Genomic DNA, 16,545 nt, shown 5'->3' on the forward strand with positions numbered 1-16,545 from the left:
CCTCCAGCCAGCCGGCTATCCCCCATCCGTGGAACACCACACACACCCCCGGCGGGCGCCGATCGCTACACCACGCGGCAGGACAGTCCCTACGAGCGGGCCTCGACGTCGGCTACCGCCACCGAGGCGCATAGCGTCCGCTCCTTCAACCCACCCGCCGAACGCGCACCCTCCGAATAGTGCACGTCGCACGCCGGCATCCGACCGACGGACACCGCAACGCCGAATCCCGCACCGACGCCCACCGTCACCCACAACAGCACAGCGCTGCGCCGGTCCAGAAGCCAGCCGAGAACAAGACCAGGCCCACGAAGGCCTCCACCCGGTGACCGCCAACCTTTCAAACGCAGGACTGCCTGCCGGGCACCGCGCTCCCCCTGTGACACATCGGCGCCGCAACGCGCTGTAGACAATGACCCGATCATGAGGGTCATGGAGCCCGCCCTCTGTGGAGGGGGCAGCGGGCTTCAACGTGCAGGTGCAGACCGGTTCCCCCCGTGCCAGGTCTGCCCTGCACGCATAAAACGACCAGGTCGCCCACCCGCGGCATGGCACCCGCTAGTGGACGCGATCCCTGGACGATTCCACCGAAGCCGATGTGACTGTCCATTGAATGCTCGGCCAGGCGGGTGATGGCCAGGGGGCGGCCGTCCTGGCCGCGGGGCGTGTCCGTGCCCGCGCATACCGCCCTGCTGTAACTGTGGCCGTCATGGGCAAATACAACGGACCGGCGCGCGTGATCGCCGATGGAGTCCCATACGAGGTGAGCGCTCAACTGGTGTCCTTCACGGAGTACAAGGCGCTGGTCTCCGACCCCTTCGGCGGCCAGGAACACGCCTGCTCCGGCCACACAAGGTGGATCGGCACCCTCCACACCAGGACCACGGCCGATGCATGGACCATTCGCCGGACTGACGACCTGATCCTCCGAACGGAGGAGGACCGGGAAGGCCCCTTCACCGTCACCGGCGGCGGCCGGCTCGGCTCGAGCGAGCTGAGAATCACCGGAAGCGGAAACCCCCCGTTCGGTGACACGCCACAGCCCTGACATGCAGTGAAACAGGCCCGAGTGCGACCCCGCGAAGGAAGGTGGGCGACTCATCCTCTGGCGGCCGCAGACACCGAAAGAACTGCCCGGCGACCCGTCTTCGTCAGCCGAGGGTCCGCCGGGACCATTTACCTGGCCCGCTGATTTTGCCTGGTCACGTCCCCTCACCCGCAGTCGCGGCCCTCTGCCGAAGGGCGAAGGGGCGTCCGTCGGTTCCTCAACCCTCAAGCGGCGAATAGCGCACCCTCGGGATACGGCCTCTCCACCAGTTGGACGGCGGCGTGGAGGCGGCGGAGTACCGAGTATGGGTGCGCGCTCCCGACCACGCACGGCCGGTCGACGGCGTCGACTACGACCAGGTCGTCACCGAGAAGCTGGAGCGGTCGCCGCAGTCGGCGGTCCGTGAGGTCCTCGGGGAGCGCCAGCCTTCAGGGTTGGTGCTTGCGAAGCTGCGCGACGGCCGCGGTGCGGCCCGGCCGGTCCTGCACGCACCGGACTGCGAGGAAGCACCGGCGGGCGACGCGCCGCAGTTTGATGTGGACCGTGCCCTGGACGCGGCAGAGCAGGGACCAACCAGGGGAGCAGCTGGTCACCGAGCCCGGTGCGCTTACCGCACCACGGTGCACCTTCCGCTGCGCGTCGCCACCGCCGCACTGTCGCCATAGGGGCAAATCGGTTCTTCAGGTGAACCTACTACCTTTCACGGGGATATCCGTTAGACATCCTCTTATCCTCTTCTCGACTGGAGCAGACCGGACACGGTGTGCCTGCCCTCTTTGGGCTTGATGACTGTCGGGGGTTGCGTGAGGCTGGGCAAGGCCGGCTGGTGGGGCTGGTTGCGCGCCGTTCGTATCGGCTGGCGATCGGCGGTCTGTGGGCGGGGCAGGACATTGTGGCTGGGATGTGTGCTTGCCGCCGCTGTGAGTGCGGGCGCGGCGGCGGCGCTGTTCGTCCCGGCCGTTGCGGGAGTGCCGGCTGCGTATGGTCTGGCCGTCCTGTCCCTGCTTGGGCGTGCCAGGGCGGCCGCCGGACGGGTGCGTCTTCGCCTCGTACTCTTTGCGGGTTCTGCGGCAGCGGGTGGCCTTCACCATCTCGTGGTCGGTCAGCTTTCTTCCTCTCGAGGGGAGCCCGTTGGGGCCGTGCACTTCGTCCTCCGGCTGCTGGCGGTTACCGGAATCGTCTTGTCTCTGGTGGTGGCGGTCGCCGGACTGGTGATCGCGGTTGTGGACCGCGGCACGACGCTGGTCTGGCTGCGGCGAGTCCTGGACGGATGGATGATCGCCGGCTCCCTGCTCACTCTGGGCTGGGTGCTGCTGCTGCATCGCGCCGACCGAAGCGGCGATGCGTTCGGTTCTTTGCAGGATCTGGCACGCGTGGTGACGGACATCGTGGTCTTCGGACTTCTGGTGGCACTGCGCTTCGCACTGAAGCGTCCTGAGCGCACATCGACAACGGTGGGTGCCCTGGCCCTCGTCGCTTTGTCCGCAGGCGACATGCTGCGCATCCTCATGCCGGGCCCCGGCACCTGGTACGGCATTCCTTGCGCGGCGGCCTGCTCGATCACCGGCCTGCTCCTCATCGCCGTGACTCCATGGCTGCCCGGAGGCACCAGCGTCGTGGACGTCGGCCAACACCTCATGCCCGTCGTCGCAGTCGTGGCCGCTTTCGTGCCCGTGGCCGTCTGCGCCCTGGCCCTGGCAGCCCACACCATGGTCGGCGGCCACACTGACATGGCCCTCATGGTCCTGGCAGGCTCGCTGCTTGTCGCGCTTGGTATCCGGCAGGGCATCATCCATGCCGATCACCTTCATATCACCCGCGAAGCCACCACCCGGGAGGCGCTTTACCGCACCCTGGTCGACGGCACTCGCGACGTGATCACCATCGTCAGCCCGGACGGCCGCGTCCGCTACGTCAGTCCTGCCGCTCACCACGTCTTCGGCTACCAGCCCGAAGACCTGCTGGGTACCCGCCTGCCCCTGCACTGCCACCCCGACGACGTGACGCCGCTGATGCAAGCAGTCGAGGCGCTGGGGCAGGAAGCCGCATCAGGCATCCGGGGCCCGGGCCGCCGCGTGTCCTGCCGGGTCCGCCACGCCGACGGACGCTGGCGCCACGTCGAATCGACAGTCAGCCACCACACCGAAGGAATGATCTTCAGCAGTCGCGATGTGACCGAACGGCTCGCCCTGCAGGAACAACTCGAGCACCTGGCCTTCCACGACGCGCTCACCGGACTGCCCAACCGGGCCCTCTTCGCCGACCGGGTCGCGCACGCCCTGCGGAAACGGACCACTCGCACAGCCCCACCCACAGTGCTCTTCGTGGACCTGGACGGCTTCAAGGCCGTCAACGACTCGGCCGGACACGCGGTCGGCGACGCTCTCCTGGTCCACGCCGCCCGTCGGCTCCAGGCATCCGTACGGGCCGAAGACACCGTAGCCCGCCTCGGCGGTGACGAGTTCGCCGCCCTTCTGGAGGGAGAGGCCGGGACACACCCCTCCCGTGCCAGAGACGTCGCCGAGCGAATCCTGTCCGCCCTGGCACAACCCTACGAGATCGCCGGCAAGGAGGCGCTCGTCTCGGCCTCCATCGGCATGACAGTAGCCCTCCCCGGCGTCACACCGGACGAACTCCTCCACCAAGCCGACAAAGCCATGTACGAGGCCAAAAGAGCAGGCAAAGCACGCATCCGCATGCACATCCCCCAACCCCGCCAAAACGACCACAGTCCGTCACCCGAGGCCCACCACGCGGCCATTCCTCTCCAGGCGTCAGAGGAACCGGCTGCGCAAGACCCGCCGCCAGCCCATCAAGGCGACCGCAGCACGCCCATCGCGTGGAGACCGGGGCTTCCACACGGCGAACACCACGACGCGCTCTAGTGTCCTGCGCCAGAGATCCGTCGGCAGAAGCGGGCCAGGGAGTCCAGAATTTCCTCGGCTGTCTTGGTCCAGATGAACGGCTTGGGGTCTTCGTTCCAGTCCTTGACCCACTTGCGGATGTCGGCTTCCAAGGCCTGGACGTTCTTGTGTGCACCCCGGCGGATCATCTGGTCGGCCAAGAACCCGAACCACCGCTCGACCTGGTTGATCCAGGAGGAGCCGGTCGGAGTGAAGTGCATGTGGAACCGCGGGTGCTTGGCCAGCCACGCCTTGATCGCGGGAGTCTTGTGGGTGCCGTAGTTGTCACAGATCAAGTGGATCTGGAGATGCGCCGGCACCTCCTTGTCGATCCTGATCAGGAACTTCTTGAACTCCGCTGCCCGGTGCCGGCGGTGCAGGGCACTGATGACCTCGCCGGTGGCGACATCGAAGGCCGCGAACAAGGTCGTCAGGCCGTTGCGCACGTAGTCATGGGTACGCCGCTCGGGCATGCCCGGCATTATCGGCAGCACCGGCTGCGACCGGTCCAGGGCCTGGATCTGCGACTTCTCATCCACCGACAGCACCACCGCGCCCTCGGGCGGGTTGAAGTACAGGCCGACGACGTCATAGACCTTCTCCACGAACAACGGGTCCGTCGACAGCTTGAACGTGTCCGTCAAATGCGGCTTGAGCTGGAACTTCCGCCAGATCCGGCCCACGGTGGACTTCGACAGGCCGCTGTGGTCGGCCATCGATTTCCGCGACCAGTGAGTGGCGTTTTTCGGGAGTTGCTCCAGCGTGGTGACCACGACCGCTTCCACCTGATCGACGCTGATGGTGGGCGGCCGGCCTGGCCGGGGCTCGTCAACGAGGCCGTCCAGGCGGTCGGCAAGGAACCGCCGCCGCCATTTGCGGACCGTGTCGGCACTCACCCGCAGGTCCCGGGCGACCGCGACGATCGGTGGCACCTCCGGCTCCGCGCACGCCAGCACAATCCGTGCGCGCAGGGCCTGGGCCGATGTCGCCCGACGCGTCCACCGCTCCAACATCGCCCGCTCATCAGCGGACAGCAGCAGCGGCTCCAGCTTGGGGCCCCGACGAGGAACTGACGCACCAGCAGTAGAAGTCACATAACAACTAACGATCAACTACTGGCGCAGGACACTAGCCTCGCGTGGCCCCGGAAACGGACTGCGCCGACCGGAATCTTGTTCGCCCCACACGCGGCCGCTGCGGTGCACGTCGCGTCGTACGACTGTCGCCGGCGTCGAAGGATCGCATCACACGCCTCTCTGTCCGGGGCGGGGCTGGGCAAGCACCCGCTGAGGGTGGCTTGCCCAGCGGTCGGAGAGAGCCGAAAGCAGTCCCTCAGGACAGCAGAACGGTAGCCCAGGGCACTGACACTCCCCCAGATACCGTGCTGCGACCGCCGACACAGGCAGGTCCCACCGCATCGAGCCCCGGCCGCTTGACGGACTCAAGCGGGCCGTCGTCAAGTGCGGAGCCGCTCAGGCTGCGCTGGCACAGCCGTACGATCACCTCTTCGTCATCCAGCCGCCGCGCTGTCGGTGTCCCCAGCCCGGCGGCCCGCCCGGCGCCACGGCCAGATCCAGGACGTCGTCCAGGGCAAGGCGCAGCGCCCGACCGTCCTCGGATGCCGCGCGGCTGAGGGAGTCCAGCACGGCGGCGCACCTCGCCGCGACCGCAGCAAGCCGCCGTGGGTGACCTTAGGAACGCCGGGGCGCGGCGGCCCGTCGGCTCGCCCGCCGTGCACGCCATAGCCTGTCCTGCTGCGCCTACTGGCCTCTGCCCGCAGCTCCGAGATCCGGGCTTCGGTCACCACATCGGGAGGGGACGCATGGACTTGGTGAAGCGGTTCGGACTGCTGATCGCGCTCTGGGCGATCGGTCTCTTGGCGACGGTGCTGATCCCCTACGTGTGGTCACACGAACCGGGGAGCCGACGGGTGGCGTGGCTGATCTTGGTGGTGTGCACCATGGCAGGCGCCGGCGCCCTCACGTGGGTCGAGCTCGAGCTGCGTCGCATTGGCCAGCCGGACCAAGGCAATGTGCACGAATACGTGTCGACGGGGTGTCTGCATGGCGAGCACGCCTACTGCCAGTCGATGACAGGTATGCAGGGGCAGAAGCGCCCTGGCCGGTGCAAATTCTGCGACGCCCAGTGCTCCTGTCCGTGTCACGCGGAGACTGTCAACGGCCATTTCGTTCTCCCCGTAGTGTGAAGTCCCACGGGTTGTTGGACAGTTCTGTCCCGGTTGATCCTGGACGGTTCCACGGCACTCTTGACGGTCTCGGCACACCCTGGACGGCCGTGGCTCGTTGGTCCTTCAGTGACGGAAGCGCGTGAGCCGGAGCTGGTGGATGACCGACGGTGGATGGCCGAGCATCGCTACCGGGCGGTGCTCCAGGTGCTGGACGGAGCGCCGGTCGCTCAGGTGGCCCGCCAATTCGGTGCGTCGCGGCAGTCGGTGTACCCCTCCTGGGTCGAGCGGTACCACGCCGGCGGGCTGGACGCGCTGGTGGACAGGTCACGCCGACCGCACGTCTCGCCGCACCAGGTGCCTGCCCAGGTCGAGGCCCTGGTCTGCGAACTGCGCCGCTCCTACCCACGCTGGGGCGCCCGCCGGATCGTTCACGAGCTGGGCAAGCGCGGGCTGGTGCCCATCGCCGCCGCAGGTCCGGGCCGCGATGGGCTCAACGAGGTCCGGCCCCGGCCCCGAGCGGGAGCGCCGCCCGCGACCGGTCCCGCGTCAGTTGTTCTGAGTGGTGCGGCGGCGACGCATCAGGTACACGGCCGCGGCGCCACCGAGGATGAGCGCCCCGCCCGCGCCGGCGATGACGGGTGTGGCGGAGTTGCCGCCGGTCTCAGCAAGGTTCAAGCCGTCGTCGCCGGTCTGGGTGTTGGGCTGATTGCCTGCGGCGACAGCGTTCTCGGCGCCCTCGGCACTCTTCGAGCCGGCGGACTCGGCGGAGGACTGGCCGTCGGACGAGCCGCCTTCGGCCACGCCGCTGCCGGATCCGTCACCGTGCGAACCATTACCGTCCGAACCATCATGGTCGGCGCCGGAGGCGCTCGGCATTGCGCAGGTGGCCTCGGCGAGCACGATCTCCCCGGATGCCTTCACCACGCCCAGCTTGGCTGGGGTCACTGTGTACTTCAGCCGAAGCGCGGTGGCAGCCCCGGTGCTGTCCGTCGTGGTCGCGTTCTCCAGGACGAGGTCGACGGTGCCGACGCCCGGCACCTCGACGTGCTGGTCGCCGGGCCCGTTGACAGGGATCGGCTTGCCCAGGACGGTCACGTTGTCCGCCAGCGCGGCCTTCGCGGTCGGTTTCTTGCCCGTCTCGCAGGAGGCCGTGGCCGTCAGAAGGTCAGCGCTCAGCAGCGGGTTGTCGGGCAGGCCGGGTGCGTAGGCTCGTAGGCCGACGAGCTTGACGTCGCCCACCGACCGGTGCGCGTCCGCTGTGACGCTGGAATGCGCGACCTTGGCCTTGACCAGCGTTGTGGGCTGCCCCTTGTTCGCACCGTTCACCTCGGCGGTGAGCAGCGTCTGCTGCGCGTCCCCGGGCGCGCTCAGGTCGCTGAGTGCCTTTTTCACCGCAACGTCGCCGACGCCCTCCACGGAGATGCCGAGGTCGGCGCGCGCCGCGACGGCGGTCGCCTTGCCGGCGGAGCCGGAGTGTTCGTCCGCGGGTACGGCATAGGCCGGGCCGGCGGCCAGTGCGCCGCCGATCGCCAGAGCCGAGACGCTCAGGAGAGCGGCTGGGCGTGCGGGCATGCTGAAGACATTCGTGTACAACTGAGAAACCCCCACAGAGACATGGAGCCGTCGGCGCTACGGTGCTCGCTGCAGCGTGTCCGCCGACGGCCTCGACCCGCAGATCATGGCCGCCCGGATGCCGGTCGTGCGACAATCCGACAGCCGATCACCCCAACGTGCGGTTTCCTCACCCACTCCTTGCCTACCGCGCAACTTCTGGGCCTGCTAACTCGTTGCCGTCAACCGGCCCCGGCCCTAACGCCGTTCTGCATGGACAGTGGTCGACCGCGTCGCCAGGAACCGTCGTCACCTCGGGATCCTCGGCCTCGCCCTCGGCGACAGCGAACGACCACACGTCCCCATCCTGCACATGCAGGGCCGGACGCGGGTCGCGCCGCAGGTGTTTACGGTAGGAGTTCTTAGCCCGGTTGGCGTGGCGGTCACCCCGGACGGCACCCGCGCCTACGTCGCCAATGCCGGCTCGGAGGGCCTGCTCGATGAGCTGGTTGATGCGCCAGATCCCAGCAAGCGACTTGATCTGCTGTGACTTGGGCACGGCGACGACGTAGTTGAGGTCGAGCTGTTCGAGCAGGCGGCGGAAATGCCAGTCCTGACCGTATGCCTCGTCGGCGGTGACCCATGCGGCGGGCAGGCCCGCGGCGATCCAGCGGCGGACGATGTCCCGGGCCAGCTCGCCCTTGCTGGCAAAGCCTCGCTGGTCAGGGATCTTTGCCGCCCAGCGCCGCTGCCGGTCGGATGTCCATGACTTTGGCAGGTAGAGCTCCCGGTCCACCAGAACCCGGCCGGAGCTGGTGGCGTAGGCGGCGAACACTCCGAAACTGCCTTGGGGCTAACCAGCATTCATATGCTGGCCACGCCAACCTGGGGAGAGCAGTGACTCCTGAGCCCGTGACGAGTGGAGACCTGGATCCCGGGCGATTGGGCCCTGCTGGTCGCATCACGACCAGCAGGGCCCTTCCCCTACTCGCCCCCGCCGCGCCACTATCGACAGGACAGGCGGCGAGGTCAGGCAGCCGAGAAGCCTCAGGGCGCGAGCCCGGGCGTCTGCGGGCGCGGGCCACAGCCTGCTCGAGCACAGCTCCAGTCGCGCCGTCAGGAGGTACTGGGCGGTGCGTTGCCGGCGGTCTTGGGTGCGGCTGCAACGAGGGCCGGGATCTGCGGTCGTTGTCGACCGAGTCCAAGGTGTTGCCCCAGCCCTTGTCCAGGCGAGGCGCATGGCCGAATCGGCAGCGACTATCGCGGACACGCTCGCCTGTTCGAAGTCGCGCGTCAGGCAATCCACGCCTCGCCGTGTCGATGCCGGTCCAACCCCACAGCTGAGAACTCGTCCTCGCCGGCGCCTGCCACTACGCCCAACCGCCGCAGCGCTTGGGAGATCGGACTGCCAGCAGGCGGAAAGGGCTGGCCCTCCTCCACGTGGAGCGGTCCCAGCACGACAGTGCCGCTATCCCACACGGCAGCTCGCTGCTCGCCCACGCCGCCGAAGTACTCAGCTTCCACGTAGGCCAGCGGCCCACCGGCTGACCAGGCAGCGAGAGCCTTCTCGAAGTCTCCCGGCAACCGCCAGAACCCCAACACGCCGACACCGCTGCCGTCCGCGACGGAATCGAACAGGGCGTCTGTCATCAGCATCAGCGACAGGCTCTGTCCGATCGACGCCAGCCGAGCAGCAGGCAAGTCCCGCGCCGCGGCACGCAGCGCCTCCCCGTCAGCGATCACTGCTTGCAGGCTGTAACCCATCCCAACCCCCCTCCAGATCGGAGGCCCCATCTTGTCCCAGATGGCGGACGTGAACCCGCGCGGTACCCCCGCCAGGACCATCACGCCCCCAGCGGGTTCTCGCCGGAGCACCCTCCAGATCCCTCGAACCCGCTGGTTTCCGCCTTCCACGGGGGTGCGGGCCCGCCCGCGTTCAGGACCAGTGCCGCACGAAAGTGACATAGGCGAAGCCCTCGCCCGCGCGTGGCGCCCGGGTCCAGGACCGGGTGGTGAAGGTGCGGAGCCTGCCGTGGGCCAGCGCGAAGCGGGGGAGCGAGAGCCCGAGTTCGATGTGCAGGGCCTCCAACACACGCAGTTCATTGTCCAGCTCAGTGTCCTTCGGGCGGAACAGCCGTGCGGGGTCCAGGGCCTCGGGTATCGCCCCGGAGCGCTGGATCTCCATACCCCGCACCGTGAAGGCGTAGAGCTCCTCGCCATGTTCAGCCACCGACAGATGGAACGCGGCGGGGTGCTCGCCCGGGGACGAGCGCCTCGGGTCGGACCACACCACCACCGCGCGGCCAGACGAGGAAGCGGCCGCGGCGGGAGACAGGAACAGCTCGTTCAGGTAGTGGTGGGAGTGGCCGTCGAAGGCGAAGGCCCACCCTTCACCCGTGCGGCCGACGGCGACGACGGCCCGGTCCTCCCAGAGCTCCACGCCCTCCCGCTCGTGGGGCTTGGGTGCCCGCCAGGAAGCCCTCTGCGGATCCACGGGCGCGCTCAGTTCTGCGCCTTCCTCGCCGATCAGGGCGGGCAGGCGGGCGGGCTCGATCCCCTCGACCCAGACACAGCGGTATCCGTCGAAGGGCCGCCGGTTCGCCGCAGGCTCCGTCAGCCAGGCGAGGCCCGGCGGATCGAGATCGGGCACCGGCTCGGGAGCGGGTCCCGCCTCCCCGGCCCGCGGTGTCGCGAGGATTTCCCGCCCACGCTCAGGAGTGATCAGCGGCCCCAGGACCGGATCGGCGAGCACGCCGACCGGGGCGATCAGCAAGGGCCCCGGCGCCTCCCACAGCGGGAGCGCGTCCCGCAGCACCCGCCACGCGGCATCGGCCGCCCCCCAGCGGGCAGACTCCCGGGCCTCGGCGACGGCCCGGCCCCATGGACCGGGAGGCGCGTAGCGATGAGTGCCGTCCCGCATCGCGCTCAGTACGGCCTCGGCGGTCTTCCGGGCGGCCCCGCGGGCGGTCATCATCCCGAGCCAGTGATCGTCCCCGCCCAGCCGCCATTCGCCGCGCGCCGGCGTCATGGCCTCCACAGGCAGAATCTCGGGCAGGTAGCACGGGTCGGCCACCAGGTTGCCGTAATCCCGGGAGCCGCTCGGAGCCAGCAGATGCTGGAGCTGGTTCAGCAGGACGGCGCTTCGCGGCCTTCCGAAGGACAGCGCCTCCTCGAGCAGTGGCATGGCCTCCTCGTACCGTCCGCGCAGGGCCAGCAGGCGGGCCTCCTCCACATGGGCGTCCTGGGCGCGTGTGGTCGCGTTCACGAAGTCGGGTCTCTCCACCCGGTCGGAGTGGAAGCCGCGGTACATGGCCTCCATGTATGCGCGGAACGACGGGTAACGGTCCGGCAGTTCACCGCTCCAGCCCTTGTAGACGTAGAGCGCCCACTCACCGTGCTGGTCACTGTCACCAGGGTCGAGCAGGGCGTACGACATGTCGGAGTCCGTCTCCAGCCGTAGCGCCCGCTGCCACATCCCGGCCAGCAGGACGTCCTCCTCGCGCGGATTGTCGCCCAGATTCTGCTCATACAGCTGGGTCATGTCGTATGGATCCTGGAACCAGTCGATGTCCGAGGTGCCGCCGAGCTGATAGATCCCGGCCGTCTGGTCGACGTGCCACCCGTCGCTCACGGCCAGGAACCCCCGGTACGAGAGGGGCAGCCGCCGCCCCAGCCGCTCCTCGGCCGCGGCGATCGCCGCCTCGTCCGCCCCGGACCTGCCCAGGCGGACGAGGGTCTGCTCACCGTCCTCGTCCTCGTCTGCGTCCGGGCGCGGAACCCACTCCTCCTGCCACCGGCCCAGGAACTCATGCCAGTTGAAAGATTCGCTACTCATGGCCGGATGGTGTCATCCGGCACCGACAACGGTGGCGCCTCGTTCTCATCTGCCGCGACCGCGGGCCACGCCGGCCAGCGGTTCAGGCCAAGGTCATTGATGCGAGACCGGTCCCCCGTGGCCTTTGCCGTTCGTCAACCCGAGCAAGGAGGGCTCTCGTCTGTCCCGTCGGGCAAGAGGCCTGAGACTGTCGGCTGGAACCACGGGCATCCGCGGGTGCGCTTCATGCCGTGGGAGCGGCGGGACGAGCGGCTGGTGACCGTGGCCTGACAGTCGTAACCGTCGCGGCTCCGGCCTCCCAGTACCGGCAAACCTCCGACTTGCCTATCAGGAAAGCCAAGAGTAACTTTCCTGGCAGGAAAGTATTCGGGGACGGGAAGGCGATGGCCGTGAACATGCCGGTGGATGCCGAACAGGCATGGAAGGATCTCCAGCGCATCCGAGTGCCGCAGGAGCGGGTGTACGACGAGTTCGAGCGCTCCGTGTCCGGCGGGCGCGGCATGACCTACGGCACGGCCGCGCTCATGTGGGTGTTCCTTGCCGGCGTGGGCATGGACCTGCCCCAGTGGGGCGTCGGACTGTTCGTGGCCGCCTACGCCGGCCTGTTGAGCGTGCTGGTCGTGATGAGCAGCCGCAGGAGCCGGATGCAACTGCACCGCACTCGCTGCCCCGGGCGTATGTGGGCCGCGTTCGGTGCGGTGGCGGTGCTGGTCGGCGGGACGATCGTGCTGTCGGACCACCTGACCGAGCCACTGGAGCCGATCTACGCCGGCCCCATCCAGGCCACGACCGCGGTGGCCGTGTACCTGCTCTCCCTCGGTCCCGCCAACCGCTGGGCGGCCGACTCGGTGCGGAGCGGCGGCGAACCGGCGGCCGACGAGGAGGCTGGCCGATGAGCACCCCCGCCGGCTTCGACGAGCTGATCCACCCCGCCACCCGACTGTCGGTGGTCGCGCTGCTCGCCGCCACCGAGTGGGCGGACTTCGCGTTCGTCCGCGACAGCCTCTCGCTCAGCGACTCCGCGCTCTCCAAGCAGCTGCACACCTTGGAGGGAGCCGGATATCTGGAGACCCAGAAGGAGGGCGGCGGCCGCAACCGCCGTACGAAGGTACGGCTGACGGACCGCGGTCGCACCGCCTTCGAGGGACATGTGGCGGCACTCCGGGCCATCGTCGACAGCGCCGGACCCGCGACCGGGGCGGCACAACAGCAGCCCCACGCGGAGGCGGGCCGATGACGCCGTTCGGGCGCACCGACGTCCAGCCCGTGATCCAGGTACGCGATCTGACCATGGCGTACGGCGATGTCGACGTCCTGCGCGGCGTCGATCTGGACATCCATCGCGGCGAGGTCTTCCCGCTGCTCGGGCCCAACGGCGCGGGGAAGACCACCACCGTCGAGATCCTGGAGGGCTTCCGGCAGCGCTCCGGCGGGGAGGTGAGCGTCCTCGCTACGGATCCTGGCCGCCCGGCTCCAAGAACCGCCGGTCGGCGCCACGCCACGACGTGGGACGCGTCCTGGCCACTGGCGAGGCCTACACGCGCCGCGCCCACCACAAGAAGGGCAGCAAGCCCCGCCGAACTCAATAGGTGAGCACCCCGCCCACGCAGCTGCCACGATGCACCCCATGGAGCTTGAGAACCCCGGCGCGCTGGTGGTGCGCCGCACAGAAGCCTCGGACTGGACCGCATTGGCCAAGATCGACTCCATCGCCGCAGCGGGCGACCACGCGCGAGGTATGAGCATCCGACGCTGGTGCGAACAACGGGACGGCGGTGTCAGGGGCTCATCGGGTTGAGCGGGCTGACGCCGGTGCCGGCGTACAGGTCAGGATCCAGCGACAGGAGGGTGGAGTCTTGGCCGGTCTGCCGGGCCACCATCACAGAGGCTGCGGGGTGCAGAATTCGCCAGTCTGCCTGCTTCCACGCCCCAGCCACCAGGGCGTGGGCGCCGGTGAAGTCGTCGACCGTCGTGAAGCGGCGGCCCAGGACATGCTGGCCGACGCCGGGCTTCTTGCGCTCGGCGACCGTGGCCGACATAGCGGGCACCACGATCTCGGCGTAGCCGTAGCTGGCCTCGACGTACAGGCCATTGAGGAATTCGTCGCCGTCGGCGAGCGCCTGGATGCAGGTGTGGTCAAGCAGGACGCGGATCACGCGGCGTGGTGCTCCCGTCCGAGGTTCTGCAGGAAGGATCGGGCCCGGGCGCGCGCGTCGTCGGAGACAGTCACACCGGTCGTCTGTCGGACCTCTTCGAGAGCCTGCTGCGCGCGCTGCTCCTTCTCCTCTTCGGTCAGCTCACGCGTGACCAGCTCCGTCAGGAGCTCGTTCATGGTGGTGCCGCGCTCACTGGCCAGGATCCGCAGGCGGTCGCGGACGTCCTTGGTCGTCTTGATGCTGGTGTCTTGCTCTCCCATAACAACTACTCTACCGCCAGTAGAACACCTGCGGGGGGCCGCCAAAACGCGACCACGACGCGGTGGAGCCTCCCCTACGTACCGATGAGCTGCTGTGCCAGCGGCTGCGCCGCCGCGACGTCCGGCTGCGCTTCTTCGCGGCTGGTGAAGTCGTCCTCGGAGTGAAGGCTGAGCGGGACGTTCCAGGCCGGGCTTGAGCCGCATTGCCGGCGGCAACGAGGTGGCGGACGACGATGTCGGCTTCCGGAGGGTGCCGGGAACGGCTGGTCGAGCGGCTGAGTAGCCGGGATGGCCGCGCGGCGGCAGGCGAAGGAGTCCGCTGCAATGCGGAGTGTGGTGGCTGGAGGTTGGGCTTCGTCAGTCACCTGCCTCCTGCCATGGAGCGGGACGCCGCGATTCTCATACACATAAAGTGACTAAATAGCTACTATATGTGACAATGGGGCAGCTTTTTGAGTGCCCACGCCCCGGATGTCATCCCGAGTCGCGGAGCGCTGCGCCTATGCCGTCACTTTGGTGAAGGGACAATCCATCATGGCTACAAAGCCCAAGAAGACCGCCTCGCCGTCCAAGCGCAACGGACCCTCCGAGGAAATGCTGATCGGTTCCCTGCGCCGCTATGTCCGCGCCCGTGGCGCGGAGCTGCTGGAGGATCCGAACGTCACCTCCGTCGGCATCGGCCGCAAGGTCACCGGCGGCAGGCGGGGCAAGCAGGTCGTGCTGCAGTTCACGGTGGCGAGCAAGGCCGAGCCGGAGGCGTTGGAGGCGCTGGGCACCACGCCAATCCCTGGGACGATCACGGTGGACGGCATCGAGGTGCCCACCGACGTGATCGAGCGCAGCTACAAGCCTGACTTCCGTTCGGTGGCGGAGGTCGAAAGCCCGGCCCGCAAGAGGCGGCTGGACACGATCGAGCCGGGCGTGAGTGTGGGCCTTGCCAGCTCTGAGCCGCCGGGGGCAGGCACGATCGGCTGCATCGTCTTCGACCAGTCGGACGGCACCCCGTACGTGCTCAGCAACTGGCACGTGCTGCATGGTCCGGACGGTGCGCTGGGCGATGCGGTCGCGCAGCCCGGCCCGCACGACGACAACCGCGTGCGCCGTAACCGCCTCGGCGTGCTCAGGCGCTCCCACCTGGGGTTGGGCGGTGACTGCGCGGTCGCCACGATCGAGGACCGCGCCTTCCGCCAGGAGATTTTCGACCTCGGAGTGGCACCCAGCAAGCTGGGGGAGCCGGAGCTCGACGACAAGGTGGTCAAGAGCGGGCGGACCACCTCGGTCACCCACGGCATCGTCCGCCGCATCGACACTGTCGCCAAAATCAACTACGGCGGCCACATCGGTGTGAAGACCATCGGCTGTTTCGAGATCGGTCTCGACCCCGCCCACCTGCCCGCTGATGGGGAGATCAGCAAGCCCGGCGACTCCGGCGCGACCTGGATGTTCAAACAGGGCAACGGCCGCCCCGGCACGGTCATGGCCGGGCTGCACTTCGCCGGCGAGGGCAAGAGCGACCCCGACGAGCACGCCCTGGCCTGCCTTTCGACCTCGGTGTTCGAGAAGCTCGAGATCAGCCTGACGCCGCCCGCGCCTGAAGACATCGAAAGCATCGTCGGCTACGACCCCGACTTCCTCGGCGAGCGCATCGAGGTCCCGCAGCTGGACGCCGACCTGGTCCGGGACGCGGTCCTCCTCGACGGCTCGGAGGTCATCCCCTACACCCACTTCTCGCTCACGTTGAGCAAGAAGCGCCGCTTCCCGTTCTGGGTGGCCTGGAACATCAACGGCGGCTCCCTGAAGAAACTCAGCCGCAACGGAATCCCGTTCGTCAAGGATCCGCGGCTGCCCGCCTCCGCTCAGGTGGGCAACGAACTGTATGAGAACAACCGCCTCGACCGTGGCCACATCGCCCGCCGCGCCGACCTGCTGTGGGGCAGCCTGCCGGAAGCCAAGAAGGCCAACACGGACTCGTTCTTCTACACCAACATCACCCCGCAGATGGACGACTTTAACCAGAGCTCCAAAAACGGGCTGTGGGGCCGCCTGGAGGACGCCGTCTTCGACGACGTCGAGGTCGACGATCTCAAGGTCAGCGTCTTCGGCGGGCCCGTCTTCCAGGACGACGACCGTGTCTTCCGCAGGCTGAAGATCCCTCGCGAGTTCTGGAAGGTCATCACCTTCACCGAGCAGGGAGTGCTGAAAGCCAAGGCGTTCCTGCTCACCCAGAACCTCAATCAGCTCGAGGCTCTGGACCTGGATGAGTTCCGCGTCTTCCAGGTCAGCCTCAGCGAGCTCCAGGAGCGCACCCAGCTGCTCTTCCCTGCCACCCTGCACAAGGGCGACACCCTGGTCGTACCCGAAGCCCTAGCCGACCGCACACCATTGGAGCGCCTCGCCGACATTCAGTGGGACTGAAGCGCGTTGCACAAGGCCGTGAACCGAGCATCACCCTTGTGTGTCTGAGGTATTAAGGGCTGAGCGGTTGTGAGTGGAGACCTTCGCTGGTCTGCGTGTGGATCAGTCGGGCGGCCGCTGAGGGCTGTACGCGAGCGGGGCGGCAACGGAACCGTGCTGGGCCGGCCGTGCAGCTGGACTGGAAGGTCG

Annotated in this window: 16 protein-coding genes and 2 pseudogenes; 10 read left to right on the forward strand and 8 right to left on the reverse strand. The window is 68.4% G+C overall.

All coding sequences use genetic code 11. The features are described from left to right. The first annotated feature begins 763 nt into the window (after nt 1-763). The 3 genes from QFZ76_RS50225 (at nt 764) to QFZ76_RS50235 (ending at nt 3,933) form a co-directional block, all read left to right on the forward strand. Nucleotides 764-1,048, forward strand: a complete 285-nt coding sequence (locus tag QFZ76_RS50225; protein WP_307680445.1) for a hypothetical protein — start codon at nt 764-766, stop codon at nt 1,046-1,048. Nucleotides 1,049-1,356: 308 nt separating this feature from the next. Next, nucleotides 1,357-1,713, forward strand: a complete 357-nt coding sequence (locus QFZ76_RS50230) for a hypothetical protein (RefSeq protein ID WP_307680446.1) — start codon at nt 1,357-1,359, stop codon at nt 1,711-1,713. Between the two features lie 138 nt (nt 1,714-1,851). Next, nucleotides 1,852-3,933: a sensor domain-containing diguanylate cyclase gene (locus QFZ76_RS50235; protein WP_307680447.1), complete on the forward strand. Its 2,082-nt coding sequence runs from the start codon at nt 1,852-1,854 to the stop codon at nt 3,931-3,933. Here QFZ76_RS50235 and QFZ76_RS50240 read toward each other — a convergent pair. Continuing rightward, the gene (locus QFZ76_RS50240; RefSeq protein ID WP_307680448.1) at nt 3,930-4,964 is read right to left on the reverse strand and encodes an IS630 family transposase; all 1,035 of its coding nucleotides are present in this window, start codon (nt 4,962-4,964) and stop codon (nt 3,930-3,932) included. The two genes, QFZ76_RS50235 and QFZ76_RS50240, sit on opposite strands and share 4 nt — an antisense overlap. Nucleotides 4,965-5,450: 486 nt before the next feature. After that, nucleotides 5,451-5,597, reverse strand: coding sequence for a hypothetical protein (locus tag QFZ76_RS50245; RefSeq protein ID WP_307680449.1), 147 nt, complete (start codon nt 5,595-5,597; stop codon nt 5,451-5,453). Between the two features lie 176 nt (nt 5,598-5,773). Here QFZ76_RS50245 and QFZ76_RS50250 point away from each other — a divergent pair, with 176 nt between their 5' ends. Further along, nucleotides 5,774-6,157 carry a hypothetical protein gene (locus QFZ76_RS50250; RefSeq protein ID WP_307680450.1) on the forward strand — a complete coding sequence of 128 codons (384 nt, stop codon included), beginning with the start codon at nt 5,774-5,776 and terminating at the stop codon, nt 6,155-6,157. Between the two features lie 153 nt (nt 6,158-6,310). Continuing rightward, nucleotides 6,311-6,592: pseudogene (locus tag QFZ76_RS50255) on the forward strand (helix-turn-helix domain-containing protein); the annotation flags it as partial. Between the two features lie 93 nt (nt 6,593-6,685). Here the strand turns inward: QFZ76_RS50255 and QFZ76_RS50260 are convergent. The 4 genes from QFZ76_RS50260 to QFZ76_RS50280 all read right to left on the reverse strand — a co-directional run bounded on the left by QFZ76_RS50260 (nt 6,686) and on the right by QFZ76_RS50280 (nt 11,525). Next, nucleotides 6,686-7,711: an SCO1860 family LAETG-anchored protein gene (locus tag QFZ76_RS50260; RefSeq protein WP_307680451.1), complete on the reverse strand. Its 1,026-nt coding sequence runs from the start codon at nt 7,709-7,711 to the stop codon at nt 6,686-6,688. Nucleotides 7,712-7,895: 184 nt separating this feature from the next. Beyond that, entirely contained in the window at nt 7,896-8,525 is a 630-nt protein-coding gene (locus QFZ76_RS52145; RefSeq protein ID WP_373464595.1) for a transposase, read from the reverse strand. Nucleotides 8,526-8,983: 458 nt separating this feature from the next. Then, nucleotides 8,984-9,454 carry a hypothetical protein gene (locus tag QFZ76_RS50275; protein ID WP_307680452.1) on the reverse strand — a complete coding sequence of 157 codons (471 nt, stop codon included), beginning with the start codon at nt 9,452-9,454 and terminating at the stop codon, nt 8,984-8,986. A gap of 172 nt (nt 9,455-9,626) precedes the next feature. After that, nucleotides 9,627-11,525 (reverse strand): SMI1/KNR4 family protein, encoded by a 1,899-nt coding sequence (locus tag QFZ76_RS50280; RefSeq protein WP_307680453.1) that lies wholly within the window; start codon nt 11,523-11,525, stop codon nt 9,627-9,629. Nucleotides 11,526-11,908: 383 nt separating this feature from the next. Between QFZ76_RS50280 and QFZ76_RS50285 the strand changes: the two genes are divergently transcribed. The 4 genes and pseudogenes from QFZ76_RS50285 (at nt 11,909) to QFZ76_RS50300 (ending at nt 13,323) form a co-directional block, all read left to right on the forward strand. Then, the gene (locus QFZ76_RS50285; RefSeq protein ID WP_307680454.1) at nt 11,909-12,421 is read left to right on the forward strand and encodes a hypothetical protein; all 513 of its coding nucleotides are present in this window, start codon (nt 11,909-11,911) and stop codon (nt 12,419-12,421) included. Further along, nucleotides 12,418-12,762 (forward strand): transcriptional regulator, encoded by a 345-nt coding sequence (locus QFZ76_RS50290; protein ID WP_307680455.1) that lies wholly within the window; start codon nt 12,418-12,420, stop codon nt 12,760-12,762. The genes QFZ76_RS50285 and QFZ76_RS50290 overlap by 4 nt, the downstream gene beginning before the upstream one ends. After that, nucleotides 12,759-12,986, forward strand: a pseudogene (locus tag QFZ76_RS50295) (ATP-binding cassette domain-containing protein); the annotation flags it as partial. The gene QFZ76_RS50290 and the pseudogene QFZ76_RS50295, both read left to right, overlap by 4 nt. Before the next feature lie 166 nt (nt 12,987-13,152). Continuing rightward, nucleotides 13,153-13,323, forward strand: a complete 171-nt coding sequence (locus QFZ76_RS50300; protein ID WP_307680456.1) for a hypothetical protein — start codon at nt 13,153-13,155, stop codon at nt 13,321-13,323. Here QFZ76_RS50300 and QFZ76_RS50305 read toward each other — a convergent pair. Next, nucleotides 13,304-13,681, reverse strand: coding sequence for a PIN domain-containing protein (locus tag QFZ76_RS50305; RefSeq protein WP_307680457.1), 378 nt, complete (start codon nt 13,679-13,681; stop codon nt 13,304-13,306). The two genes, QFZ76_RS50300 and QFZ76_RS50305, sit on opposite strands and share 20 nt — an antisense overlap. Continuing rightward, nucleotides 13,678-13,941, reverse strand: coding sequence for a hypothetical protein (locus QFZ76_RS50310; protein WP_307680458.1), 264 nt, complete (start codon nt 13,939-13,941; stop codon nt 13,678-13,680). The genes QFZ76_RS50305 and QFZ76_RS50310 overlap by 4 nt, the downstream gene beginning before the upstream one ends. A 534-nt stretch (nt 13,942-14,475) precedes the next feature. Here QFZ76_RS50310 and QFZ76_RS50315 point away from each other — a divergent pair. Then, complete coding sequence (locus QFZ76_RS50315) at nt 14,476-16,356, forward strand: DNA/RNA non-specific endonuclease (protein WP_307680459.1); 1,881 nt, start codon at nt 14,476-14,478, stop codon at nt 16,354-16,356. The last annotated feature ends 189 nt before the right edge of the window (nt 16,357-16,545 follow it).

The sequence above is a fragment of the Streptomyces sp. V4I2 genome (assembly GCF_030817655.1).
Classification (GTDB): Bacteria; Actinomycetota; Actinomycetes; order Streptomycetales; family Streptomycetaceae; genus Streptomyces; species Streptomyces plumbiresistens.